At 52.7% G+C, this 12,561-nt stretch carries 13 protein-coding genes; 6 read left to right on the top strand and 7 right to left on the bottom strand.

Annotation, left to right across the window (positions count from 1 at the left end):
- Positions 1 to 3 precede the first annotated feature (3 nt).
- Genes IOQ59_RS06540 through IOQ59_RS06530 form a run of 3 tightly spaced genes read right to left on the bottom strand, consistent with a single transcriptional unit; the run spans position 4 to position 2,496 of the window.
- Positions 4 to 846 carry a thymidylate synthase gene (locus tag IOQ59_RS06540; RefSeq protein ID WP_193952476.1) on the bottom strand — a complete coding sequence of 281 codons (843 nt, stop codon included), beginning with the start codon at positions 844 to 846 and terminating at the stop codon, positions 4 to 6.
- Positions 847 to 902: 56 nt separating this feature from the next.
- Positions 903 to 1,685, bottom strand: coding sequence for a prolipoprotein diacylglyceryl transferase (gene lgt / locus IOQ59_RS06535; protein WP_193952475.1), 783 nt, complete (start codon positions 1,683 to 1,685; stop codon positions 903 to 905).
- Between the two features lie 10 nt (positions 1,686 to 1,695).
- On the bottom strand, positions 1,696 to 2,496 hold the full coding sequence (locus IOQ59_RS06530) for a sulfite exporter TauE/SafE family protein (protein ID WP_193952474.1): 801 nt from the start codon (positions 2,494 to 2,496) through the stop codon (positions 1,696 to 1,698).
- A gap of 121 nt (positions 2,497 to 2,617) precedes the next feature.
- On the opposite strand from IOQ59_RS06530, the gene IOQ59_RS06525 reads away from it, so the two are divergent.
- Positions 2,618 to 3,415 (top strand): NRDE family protein, encoded by a 798-nt coding sequence (locus tag IOQ59_RS06525; protein WP_193952473.1) that lies wholly within the window; start codon positions 2,618 to 2,620, stop codon positions 3,413 to 3,415.
- Here the strand turns inward: IOQ59_RS06525 and ptsP are convergent.
- Together ptsP and rppH are read right to left on the bottom strand one after the other, a co-directional pair.
- Complete coding sequence (gene ptsP, locus IOQ59_RS06520; RefSeq protein WP_193952472.1) at positions 3,402 to 5,672, bottom strand: phosphoenolpyruvate--protein phosphotransferase; 2,271 nt, start codon at positions 5,670 to 5,672, stop codon at positions 3,402 to 3,404. The two genes, IOQ59_RS06525 and ptsP, sit on opposite strands and share 14 nt — an antisense overlap.
- A 21-nt stretch (positions 5,673 to 5,693) precedes the next feature.
- Positions 5,694 to 6,176, bottom strand: coding sequence for an RNA pyrophosphohydrolase (gene rppH / locus IOQ59_RS06515; RefSeq protein WP_193952471.1), 483 nt, complete (start codon positions 6,174 to 6,176; stop codon positions 5,694 to 5,696).
- Positions 6,177 to 6,342: 166 nt separating this feature from the next.
- On the opposite strand from rppH, the gene IOQ59_RS06510 reads away from it, so the two are divergent.
- Positions 6,343 to 6,996, top strand: a complete 654-nt coding sequence (locus IOQ59_RS06510) for a histidinol-phosphatase (RefSeq protein WP_193952470.1) — start codon at positions 6,343 to 6,345, stop codon at positions 6,994 to 6,996.
- Positions 6,997 to 7,196: 200 nt separating this feature from the next.
- Positions 7,197 to 8,702, top strand: a complete 1,506-nt coding sequence (locus IOQ59_RS06505) for an SLC13 family permease (RefSeq protein WP_193952469.1) — start codon at positions 7,197 to 7,199, stop codon at positions 8,700 to 8,702.
- Positions 8,703 to 8,777: 75 nt separating this feature from the next.
- On the opposite strand, the gene pspF is transcribed toward IOQ59_RS06505, so the two are convergent.
- Positions 8,778 to 9,842 (bottom strand): phage shock protein operon transcriptional activator, encoded by a 1,065-nt coding sequence (gene pspF / locus IOQ59_RS06500; protein ID WP_193952468.1) that lies wholly within the window; start codon positions 9,840 to 9,842, stop codon positions 8,778 to 8,780.
- Positions 9,843 to 10,036: 194 nt separating this feature from the next.
- On the opposite strand from pspF, the gene pspA reads away from it, so the two are divergent.
- From pspA to IOQ59_RS06485, 3 genes are read left to right on the top strand one after another with little or no spacing between them, the layout of a single operon-like run.
- A complete protein-coding gene (gene pspA / locus IOQ59_RS06495; RefSeq protein ID WP_193952467.1) occupies positions 10,037 to 10,708 on the top strand; it encodes a phage shock protein PspA in 672 nt (223 codons plus the stop codon).
- The gene (pspB, locus tag IOQ59_RS06490) at positions 10,708 to 10,977 is read left to right on the top strand and encodes an envelope stress response membrane protein PspB (RefSeq protein ID WP_228050731.1); all 270 of its coding nucleotides are present in this window, start codon (positions 10,708 to 10,710) and stop codon (positions 10,975 to 10,977) included. The genes pspA and pspB overlap by 1 nt, the downstream gene beginning before the upstream one ends.
- Before the next feature lie 2 nt (positions 10,978 to 10,979).
- Complete coding sequence (locus IOQ59_RS06485; RefSeq protein ID WP_193952465.1) at positions 10,980 to 11,450, top strand: PspC domain-containing protein; 471 nt, start codon at positions 10,980 to 10,982, stop codon at positions 11,448 to 11,450.
- Positions 11,451 to 11,520: 70 nt separating this feature from the next.
- Here IOQ59_RS06485 and IOQ59_RS06480 read toward each other — a convergent pair whose 3' ends face one another.
- On the bottom strand, positions 11,521 to 12,558 hold the full coding sequence (locus IOQ59_RS06480) for an NADP(H)-dependent aldo-keto reductase (RefSeq protein ID WP_193952464.1): 1,038 nt from the start codon (positions 12,556 to 12,558) through the stop codon (positions 11,521 to 11,523).
- Positions 12,559 to 12,561: the final 3 nt, after the last annotated feature.

The raw sequence follows: 12,561 nt of genomic DNA, 5'->3' as shown, positions 1-12,561 counted from the left end.
TCCTCAGATTGATACTGCAGCCCGGATCGGAGGATACGGGTCATAATCAACGACTTCAAAATCTTCAAACCGATAGTCATACAGACTTTCCGGCTTACGCTTAATTAGCAATTTAGGCAATGCACGCGGCGTACGAGACAGCTGCTCAGATACGATGGCAGGATCATTAATGTGATCCTGATAGAGATGAGCATCCCCAAAGGTATGCACAAAGTCCCCCACATCCAGATCACACTGCTGTGCAATCATGTGAGTTAACAATGCATAGGAAGCGATATTAAACGGCACGCCCAGTACATAGTCAGCACTGCGCTGGTAGAGCTGACAACTTAACTTTCCGTCCAGCACATAAAACTGAAACAAGGTATGACATGGTGGCAACGCAGCCTTGCCGTTACGCACATTGTCTTGCGGGCTCTGAGTCTCATCCGGCAAATCCGCCGGGTTCCAGCCACTGACAATCAAACGCCGGGAGTTCGGCGTGCGCTTGATCTGCTCAACCACCTGACCGATCTGATCAACAGTACTACCATCAGGACACTGCCAGGAGCGCCACTGTTTACCGTATACCGGCCCCAGATCACCATCTTCGAGCGCCCACTCATTCCAGATCGAAACACCGCGTTCTTTCAGCCAGTTATTGTCCGTATTGCCGTCCAAAAACCAGAGCAACTCATAGATGATCGATTTGAGATGGACCTTTTTCGTCGTCAACAACGGAAAACCTTCTGACAGATCAAACCGTAACTGACGTCCAAACACAGAACGCGTCCCTGTGCCGGTACGGTCACCTTTATCGGTGCCGCTCTCCAGAATGTCTCGCATCAGATCCAGATACTGCTGCATGGATAGTTTCGCCCTAAGCTTTCAATTGCGTCATTTTTGAACCGATTCTACACCATTCACTTCGTACGTGCATAAGCCGCCCCCATCATGCCCATCCCCACCAGGATCATTGGCACAGAGAGCAACTGCCCCATCGTCAACCAGTCGAATGCCAGAAAGCCCAGATGCGCATCAGGCTCACGCGCCAACTCCACCAGACTGCGGAACACGCCATATAGCAGGAGGAACATACCAGATACTGCCATTCTTGGACGCGGCTGACTGGAGTACCACCACAGAATAACGAACAACAACACACCTTCCAGTGCAAATTCATATAGCTGCGACGGGTGACGGGCGATCCCATCGGCGGCACGCGGGAACACAACACCCCAGGACAGATCTGTTGCACGCCCCCAGAGCTCGCCACCAATAAAGTTACCGATCCGGCCCGCCCCGAGACCAATTGGAATCAGTGGCGCAACAAAGTCTCCCATCTGCAACAGCGACTTATTGTGCTTACGCCCCCAAAGCCAAAGCACGGCAATGACGCCCAACAACCCCCCATGGAAAGACATCCCGCCTTCCCATACAGCGAACAACCAAAGCGGGTCAGCCAAAAACTGGTCAAAGTTGTAAAACAGCACATACCCAAAGCGGCCACCAAGTACGACCCCCATCGCCCCCCAAAAAATCAGATCAGACACCTGATCTTCGGTCCAGCCTGAAGCCGGCTTACGTGCACGCACACACCCTAACCACCAGGCAGCCGCAAAACCGACCAGATACATCACACCGTACCAATGGACTGTTAATGGCCCAACATCCAGCAAGACCGGATCAATATCATGCACCCACATAAACCCTTCCTCAGTACAGGTTCTTACCGATTAAATACGTACCCACACACAGCAAAAACACAGCAAAACATCGTTTCAACACTGGCGCTGGCAAACTGTGCGCCATTCGCGCACCAAATTTGGCACACAGAGAGCTGGTAATCACAATACCGGCAAACGCGGGCAGATAAACATAACCCAGACTCCACTCATCGGTCTGCGTATGCCCCCAACCCTCCCACACATTGGTCAGAGCACCCATCACCGCAATCGGCAATCCACAGGCAGCGGATGTTGCCACCGCTTGCTGCATCTGCACGCGCTTCCAGCTTAAAAATGGCACGGTTAATGTACCGCCACCAATACCAAAAATTGTGGACAGTCCACCAATAAACCCTCCGCCCACCGCCAACGTAGTCGACGATGGCGGCTCCGTACCTGCTGACGGCTTGATCCCAAACCCCATTTGGACCGCCACACACAGTGCGAACACCCCAAACACAACCTGCAGCAAGGAACCGGGCATCATTCCGGCGACTTTCACCCCCAGAAACGCCCCAACCAGAATACCCACGCTGATCGGTTTAAACAGATCCCAGCGCACAGCTCCACGCTTATGATGCGCCCGCACCGAGCTAATGGAGGTAACAACAATCGTTGCCAGCGACGTCGCCACAGCCGCATGCGTCAGCACATCCGGCGACATGCCTTGCGCAGCGAAGCTGAATATCAACACCGGCACAATCAACAAACCGCCGCCGATACCAAAAAGCCCTGCAACAACACCTGCTACTGCGCCCAGCACCAAGTACAACAATAGGGTTAAGAACATAGAAAAATCCTTCAGATAACGCCTGCATACCAGCTGCCGCTGCACATGCTGACTTGCCCCGCCCGTTCGGAAGCGCCTATATTAGCGGTCCACCTTTGCTAAGGAAATGACAAACTGCCCCATGTGCCTGATTACATTCGCCTACGACAGCCATCCGGTCTATTCACTCATTTTGATAGCCAACCGCGACGAATTTTTCCGCCGCCCCAGCCGGGAAGTGCACTACTGGCAGGATACACCCCACATTCTGGCGGGGCGTGATCTGGAACAAGGAGGCACCTGGCTAGGCCTGAATCAGCACGGGCATTTTGCAACAGTCACAAATCACCGTAATGGCCGGGACAAACCTATGGGGGTTCGCTCCCGAGGCGATTTAACCCGCCACTATTTGCAAGAACCACAATCGGCAAGACACTATCTGGAACATCTGACACCAGAACAACACACCTACGGTGCTTTCAACCTGCTACTGGGGGATGAAACGGGGCTGCATTATCTCAGCAACCGCAGTGACGCAACACACCGTTCACTGCCCCCCGGCGTTTACGGCTTGTCCAATGCACTACTAGACACCCCGTGGCCCAAATTACTCAACGTGCGTAACGGACTGACACAACAACTGCAGGATAACCACCTGAAACCTGACGCATTAATCTCGCTGATGATGGATCAGACTCAGGCTGCCGATACAGATCTACCCGACACTGGCATCAGTGCAGAATGGGAGAAAATGCTCTCCTCCTGTTTCATTCGCTCTCCCGACTATGGCACACGCGCGATTACGCTCTTATTGCAAAAACCAGACGGCACAACCTATCTGCGTGAAGATACATTCGACACACATGGGAATACGGACAGCCAGGAGTTTGAACTGCAGCTACCAGCGATTGGCGCTGCAGCCAGAATCAATCAGGAATAACAGGACGGGTCAGCTGCGACAGCCCCAGCTCACGCAAGCGACGACGCAACAGATGATGGATCTCATCGGCATCATCCATGCCCATCACCTGTTGCAACAACTCATCGGCCTCAATTTTTGTGACGCCCCGGATAGCGGATTTAATCTTAGGTAAGTTCGTCGCATTCATCGACAATACGTCATAGCCCATCCCCATCAGCAGCAACGCGCCACCCGGTTCAGATGCCATCTCACCACAGATCGATACAGGCACACTCTCTTTATGCGCTTCACGCGCGATATATTCGAGCGCACGTAACACGGCAGGATGATAAGACACGTATAAACCCGCTACACGCGGATTGTTTCGATCCACCGCCAACAGATACTGCGTCAGGTCATTCGACCCCACTGAGATGAAATCCACCCGACGAGCAAAACGTCGCACCTGATACACCGCGGCGGGCACCTCCACCATCACACCAACCTGCGGCCGCTCAATCGCAAAGCCCTCATCACGCAGCTCAGAAACTGCACGATCAATCTGACGGCACGCCTCATCGACCTCATGCACGCTGGTAACCATCGGCAGCATAATACGCAGGTTGTTCAGCCCCTCACCTGCCCGCAGCATGGCACGGACCTGCACCAGAAAGATCTCAGGGTGATCCAGTGTGACGCGGATTCCACGCCAACCCAAAAACGGATTTTCCTCTTGAATCGGAAAATAGGGCAATGCTTTATCGCCGCCAATATCCAGAGTACGCATCGTTACCGGACGCGGATGGAATGCCTCCAACTGACGACGGTACGTCTGCAATTGCTCCTGCTCACTTGGGAAGAAGTCGCGAATCATAAAGGGAATTTCGGTGCGATAGAGCCCAATCCCCTCGGCACCACGCTCCAGCGCCCGCGCCACATCAGCCACGAGCCCTGTATTTACCCACAGAGGCATACGGAAGCCGTCACGGGTTTCAGCCGGCATATCCTTCAGAGTGGCGAGCTCAGCCGCCATCTCCTGCTCACCGCGCAGAATATCCATATAAGCGCTGCGTAGATCGTCCGAGGGATCGATATAAACTCGCCCGGAATATCCATCAATGATCACCTTACGGCCATCAAGACGGGTATACGGCAGATCCAGCGCCCCCATGATCGTAGGAATCCCCATGGAGCGCGCAAGAATGGCCGCATGAGAGTTACCGGATCCATGTACAGACACCAGTCCCAGCAGCTTGTCGGACGGCACCTCACCCAGCATCGCAGGGGTAATCTCATCGGCAACCAGAATTGTATCTTCCGGGAACTCAATATCCGCCGGCCCGGACTCCTGCATATATGCCAGTACACGCCGCCCCAGATCTTTAATATCCGTAGCACGCTCACGCAGATAAGGATCATCCATCATCGAGAACTGCTGCACGTGCTCCATGACAACGGTGCGCAAAGCTCCCTGTGCCCACTGACCGCCACGAATTTTATCGATCACTTCGCCGGCCAACGCATTGTCATCCAGCATGCGCAGATACACATCAAACAATGCCTGCTCTTCCGCACGTAAGCGCTTGGACAAACTACGCCCGACCACCTTGATGTCTTTGCGCACCAACGCCAGAGCCGCTTCAAAGCTTTCGATCTCATGATCAATGTCTGCTGCGACTTTGTCTGGCACTACACTGAGATCTGCGGGCGGTACGATTACAACAACCTGACCAATCGCCACACCCGGAGAACCGGCAATCCCCTCAAAACGACGTTCGCTTTCGGTTTCACCCTCACCTTGAGGACGGATTAACCCAGTCGCCTCAGCATGTGCAATCACGCCCGCCAACTGGGCGGATAAGGTCACCAGAAAGGCTTCTTCACTTTCATCAAAGCGGCGCACTTCTTTCTGCTGAACAACCAGCACGCCTAAAACATCGCGGTGATGAATGATAGGGACACCCAGAAACGCGTGAAACTGCTCTTCTCCGGTGTCTTTGAGGTAGGTATAGCGAGGATGCACAGACGCATCCTCCAGGTTGATAGGTTCGGCGCGCTGACCAACCATACTGACAATACCTTCTGAAGAGGACAGACTCACCCGCCCCACTGCATCCGGGTTAAGCCCTTGTGTTGCCATCAGGCTGTAACGTTCAGCATCATCGTCGTACAGGTAAACAGAACATACCTGAGTTCGCATCGCCCGCTGGATACGGCGCACAATTAGATCCAGAACGGAGTCCAGATCCGGAGCAGTACTCACCTCCTGAACAATCTTGCGCAATACTTCCAGCATCCACCAACCTCCTAAGTAAAGTTATACAATCATCCGTGACATCTTGGGCGATAATTCACGCATCGCCTTGCGATAAACCTCTCGTTTAAACGAAACAACCTGACCCAGCGGATACCAATAACTTACCCACTGCCAGTCATCAAACTCCGGTGACTCGGTCTGATCGATCGCCACCGCTCTATCATCTGTCAGCATCCTGAGCAGAAACCATTTCTGCTTCTGGCCAATACATATCGGATGCGAATTACGCCGAATCATGCGTTTGGGCAAACGATAGCGTAACCAACCTCGGGTTACTGCTACGATCTCAACGTCTTTTTGTGTGAGCCCGACTTCCTCTTCGAGTTCACGTAACATCGCCTGTTCGGGCGATTCATCTTCGTTGATACCACCTTGCGGAAACTGCCATGCATCCTGGCCGATCCGCCTTGCCCAGAGAACCTGACCCAGCGAGTTAGCCAGAATGATACCGACATTCGGTCTGAACCCATCTGAATCGATCACGTAATTTTTCCTAAATCTTTTTCAACCTATTGTTCCACAATTCTTTTGTGGTGGGCAAATCAACGCAATATCCTCTTACCCCAGCGTCATCCAGCCTGTAAAATCCAGACTATTAAAGTAGCGGAGATTTCTCCGGTTATCAGCAAACTGACAGGGAGACTCTTACTTGAGCCTGGCAATCTTTGATCTGGACAACACTCTTATTGGCGGCGACAGCGACCACGCCTGGGGCGAGTTTCTGTGTAAAAAAGGTATCGTTGATACCGATGTATACCGCCGTGCCAATGACTACTTTTATGAACAGTATAAAAGTGGGGGGCTGGATATCCATGAATATCTGGAATTCGCCCTGCGCCCTCTGGCCGAACACGACATGGCACAACTCGCCGCATGGCATGCTGAATTCATGCGCGAGATGATCGCACCGATCATGCTGCCAAAAGCCGCGGAACTGTTGCAGAAACATCGCGATCAGGGAGACTTCCTACTGATCATTACGGCGACCAACGCCTTTGTTACTCAGCCTATCGCAGAACATCTGGGAGTGGATGCTATTCTGGCAACCGACCCAGAATTACAGAATGGCAGCTACACCGGAAAAGTAGCAGGCACCCCATGCTTCCAACATGGCAAAGTTGAACGCCTGCATACATGGCTGACGGACACCGGCCACACGCTGGAAGAGAGTTATTTCTACAGTGACTCCCACAACGACCTTCCTCTATTGGAACTGGTCACCTACCCTGTTGCGGTCAATCCGGACGAGCTACTGGAAAGCCATGCCACGGGGCGTGATTGGCCCGTACTCGATCTGCGCTAACACAACAACATGACGTAAAAATGGGTGAATAATCACCCATTTTTTTTGTCCGCAGGGTGGTTCTCCACACACGAACCCACCGACACTGATCAATACTTAGCCAAAAAACCTCATATTTCCCACCTTCATCCCATTTCAGGCGAATGGCACGATCTATGCTGTACCAATAGCTTATCCATTCACAGAAAAGTAGATGATCTATGTACAGCATGCGTCAACGCGTTGGCCTATTACTAGGACCTGCGCTGTTTTTATTGATACTCGCCCTGCCACTGCCTGAAGGATTAACACCGGAAGCCCTGAAGGTTGCAGCTATCGCGGCACTCATGGCCACCTGGTGGATTACTGAAGCGATTCCTATTCCTGCCACCTCATTGCTGCCGGTTGCCCTGTATCCCACCCTAGGCATTATGAAATCGGCTCAGGCCACGCCGTCATATGCAAATCATCTTATTTTTCTGTTCATGGGCGGCTTCCTGATCGCCATTGCGATGGAACGATGGAACCTGCACAAGCGCGTTGCGCTGCATACCATTCGCATGGTCGGCGTTGGCCCTGACCGCATCGTATTGGGTTTCATGATTGCTACGGCCTTTCTATCTATGTGGGTCAGCAATACAGCCACAACCATGATGATGGTGCCGATTGGCCTGGCGATCATCAATCAAACCGCAGCATCATTGAGCACCAACCCCATCGATGACATCGATACCCGACCACAACATTTTAAGTTCGGCATTTCACTGATGCTGGGGATCGCTTTTGCCGCCTCGATTGGCGGTGTCGGCACATTGATCGGCACACCTCCGAATACCGTATTGGCTGGTATGGCCGAGAACATTTACGGACACTCCATTGGTTTTGCCCAATGGATGAGCTTCGGCGTACCTCTGGCCATCGTTATGCTGGCCGTTGCATGGTTTTTATTGGTGAAGGTGGTGTACCCATCAGGCTTGGAGACCTTGCCGGGCGGACAGGAAATGGTGTCCCAGCAGCTAGAAGAACTGGGATCGATTAGCAAAGCCGAAAAGCTGGTCCTGCTGATCTTCACACTCACCGCCGCCAGCTGGATTTTACGTGGCTTCCTGAAGCCCCCTATGATCCACGATGCCACCATTGCCATTGTGGGTGCCCTTTTGCTATTTATAACGCCGGTTGACCTGAAAAAAGGCCGCTTCCTGCTCGATTGGGAATCAGCAGTGAAACTTCCGTGGGGTGTCATCCTGCTGTTCGGCGGCGGTCTGGCGTTAGCGAAAGGCTTTTCAACCACCGGCCTGACCGAGTGGATCGGCAGCCAACTGAGTCTGTTGAGTGGCATAGACCTGACGCTGTTTATCGGAGTCGTCGTACTGCTGACCCTGTTTCTCACTGAAATCACCTCCAACACAGCTACCGCAACATTGCTGATCCCCGTGATGGCGGCGGTAGCGGGCACGATGGGTGTGCATCCGTATGGACCGATGTTTGCCGCCGCCGTCGCGGCATCGTTCGCCTTTATGCTGCCGGTGGCCACCCCACCCAATGCAGTCGTCTACGGCTCGGGTTATGTCAGCATTATGCAGATGGCCAAAGCCGGTTTGTGGGTCAACCTGATCGGTGTTGCGGCGATCACCTTCTGCATCGCCTATGTATTACCACTGATCTGGGGTGTGGATCTAATGTCCGTTCCCGACTGGGCAGGCCAACCGGCCATGAACACGCCATAAGCAGAAAAGCCGGTGCTGCTTAAGGCACCGGCTTTTCTCTATTCGCTGATGACCCACGCCCACCCGGAATCAATTTCAATTGTTATCCTGTTCCGCCAAATAACGCTTAAGCGGCAACATCTGATGCTTACGCAGATAACTGCGTAACTGGTGATAACTCAACCCAAGGTTGTCCGCGGTCTGACGCTGATTGAAGCGGTTTTGATTCAGCGCCTGCGCCAGCATCTTTTTCTCCAGTTCACGCATCCGCCCCGGTAAATCAGAGGGTAGCTCTGCCACCAAATCACGGATATCATCCGCTGGAACAACATCTTCTGTTACACCTTCATCAACTTGCATCTGAGCCTTCGTTTTTTCCTGCCACGCAGCCTGAAAGGGATTGAGGACCACATCAACAACCACCTCCTCCGCATCATCACTACGATAAACACTGCGCTCAACGACATTCTTCAGCTCACGAATATTTCCCGGCCAGTGATAGGAGAGCAGTTTTGCCATCGCCTGCTCGCTGAATCCGGGAAAATAAGCACGCTCCAATTCACGACACATGCCCGATGCAAAATATTCCGCCAGCTCAGGAATATCCTCCTGCCGAAACCGCAAAGGCGGCAAATTGACAACATCAAACGCCAGCCGGTCGAGCAGGTCCGCACGGAACTCACCGCGCTCCGCTAGCTGCTGAATATCTTCATTGGTTGCAGCAATCAGCCGCACATCCACACGGACCGTCTGCTGACCGCCCACACGCTCAAATTCTCCATACTCAATAACCCGCAGCAGCTTTTCCTGCACCCGCATTGAGCAGGTCGCTAATTCATCCAGGAACAACGTCCCACCGTCAGCCCGCTCAAACCGGCCAAAATGCCGCTTAGCCGCGCCGGTAAAAGCGCCTGCCTCATGACCAAACAACTCACTTTCCAACAAACTCTCACTCATCGCCGCACAGTTGAGCTTCAGAAACGCCTGATCCCAACGCTTGGACAGAAAATGCAACCGCTCAGCAATCAGCTCTTTACCTGTACCCCGTTCACCCATCACCAACACAGGCTTACTCAGTGGCGCTAAACCAGAAACCTGATCAATAACATCCATCAGGAGCACAGAGGAACCAATTAAAGGCTGTCGCTTAGAGTGATTCATATTGACTAATACTTAGTTAAATAGACTGTTAATTAGTCATAGTATCCCTATCACAAATCGCTGTCACTTTTCTTATAACTGGAAACAAATCCTTATCTATCAAGGCATTACATAAAAAACGTTACTTTTGGCACACCGTTCGCTATGTACAAAACATGCAAACAACCCGCTTCGAATCAAAAAAGGAGATAGTCATGGGTATTTTTTCCCGCTTTCAGGACATCGTGAACGCCAACATTAGCTCCCTGCTGGATCGGGCCGAAGATCCGGAAAAAATGATCCGGATGATGATTCAGGAGATGGAAGATACGCTGGTAGAAGTACGCACCACCTCCGCCCGCGTCATCGCTGACCGCAAAACACTGGAGCGCCGTATCGTTAACCTACAACGCGACGCCGACGAATGGGGCAACAAGGCCAAACTGGCCCTGAGCAAAGGTCGCGAAGATCTCGCCCGCGGAGCACTCGCGGAACAGGCAAGCATTGAAGAAACGCTTGTGCTCGCAGGTAACGAGATGGTCATGGTGGATGAACAACTGGCAGAACTGAATGATGAGATCGGCCAATTGCAGCGAAAACTCGACGACGCCAAAGCCAAGCAGAAAGCGCTACTGGCACGCGAACAAACCGCCCGGTCACGCCTGGACATTCGTCGCCGCTTCAGTCGCGACAAGCTGAACGAAGCATTCGACAAGTTCGAACGCTACGAGCGCAAAATGGATGACCTGGAAGGCGAAGTGGAAAGTTACGATCTGGGCACCAAAGACCTGGCTGAGGAAATTGCCGATCTGGAACGTGATGAGAAACTGGATGACGCGCTGGCTAAGCTGAAAGCTGAAATGGAAAGCAACAAAAAAGGTGACTAATGATGTCCAGCATCCTGTTCTTTTTCGTCCCCACTGTGATTTTTATGGGGTTAGTCGCCCCACTCTGGCTGGTGCTTCACTACCTTAGCAAGTCACGTGCAACCAAAGGATTGTCAGAGGATGATCGCCACACGCTTTCCAGCGCGATGGCGCAAGTAGAAAGGCTGGAAGAGCGGATTGGCACCCTTGAAACCATTTTGGATGCTGAACATCCTCAGTGGCGTGACAACGAATCCGATCCGCGCTATCAACAATCAACAAGGAGATAGGTATGTTCTCACGCAAACACAATGGCTACGGCATGGACCTTTACCGCAGTCGCAACGACAGCTGGATGGCAGGCGTGTGTGGCGGCATCGCCGAAAACATGAACATGCCCAGCTGGTTGGTCCGCTTAGGCTTTGTCACCCTGTTCCTGTTCACCGGCAGCTTTGCCATTCTGCTCTACGTGGCAGGCATATTGATGATGGCAAAACGCCCAACAGCAAACCGCCAAAACGCGCACGACCGGCCACACAACAGCAACAGAGACGCTTACCGGCAGCCGCATGCCTACCACGCTGACACCAGCGAAGCATCTCACAACCTGAAAGATGCTTTGTTTAACTATGGCCCAACACCCAGCGGCCAGGCAGCCGACATCGGTGAGCGCATGCGTCGGATTGATGAAAAGCTGCGTCGCATGGAAGGTTACGTCACCTCGCGAAAATTCCAGTTCGACCGGGAAATGAAGCGCAGTTAAGCCCGCCCCCGTTTACCCCATAAAAGAAAACCCCGCTAAAAAGCGGGGTTTCATTTTCATCCGTTAAACCTTAAGGACATGGATTCGGATACAGCACATTGATCGCTTCGATCTCAGCCAACAGCTCATCACTCAGCGTGACGTTCGCAGATTCGATATTAGCCTTGAGCTGAGCCATTGAGCTGGCACCGATAATGTTGGCATCCACAAACGGACGATTATTCACCCACGCCAGCGCCATCATACAAGGGTCGAGCTCATGCTTTTGCGCCAAAGCCACGTAGGCTTCAACCGCCTTCTGACCTTGTTCGTTAAAATAGCGTCCGTATGCCGGATATTTGGTAATCCGCGCACCCTCTGGACGTGCACCGCCAATATATTTACCACTCAACGCACCAAACGCTAGCGGCGAGTACGGCAACAGCGAGACGCCCTCACGGTGCAGCACTTCCGTCAAACCCACCTCAACCGTACGGTTCAGGAAGTTAAACGGATTCTGTACCGAGACCGCACGTGGCAAACCATGCTGCTCAGCCAGCTGCAGGAACTTCATCGTACCCCAGGCACTTTCATTAGAAAGACCGATATGACGCACCAGGCCCTCATCCACCAGCTCACCCAGCGCTTCCAGCGTTTCCAGTAACGGTGTGCCATCCTGATCAGGCTGATGCTCATAGTTGAGCTGGCCGAAAAAGTTAGTCTTACGTTCCGGCCAGTGCAATTGGTAGAGATCGATATAATCCGTCTGTAGACGCTTCAGACTACTGGTCACCGCTTCACGAATATTGCGCCGATCAAATGCCATGTCCGGACGCAGGTAACGTGTCATATCCGCAGGCGCAGCCACTTTAGTCGCCACCACTACCTGATCACGACAGCCCCGCTTTTTCAGCCAGCTACCGATGATCTCTTCATTACGCCCCTGATACTCAGGCGAGGTTGGGACCGGATACATCTCAGCCCCATCAAAAAAGTTCACACCCTGCTCTAGGGCATAATCCATCTGCTCGTGGGCTTCAGCTTCAGTATGATCGCTGCCGTAGGTCATTGTGCCCAGACAGATCAGACTGATCTTTATATCCGTATTACCCAGCGTATTGTATTGCATGGC

The organism is Pontibacterium sinense, from assembly GCF_015209595.1.
Taxonomy (GTDB): Bacteria; Pseudomonadota; Gammaproteobacteria; order Pseudomonadales; family Balneatricaceae; genus Pontibacterium; species Pontibacterium sinense.
Note: the sequence above shows the minus strand (reverse complement) of the source record. Positions and strands in the feature narration are given on the sequence as shown.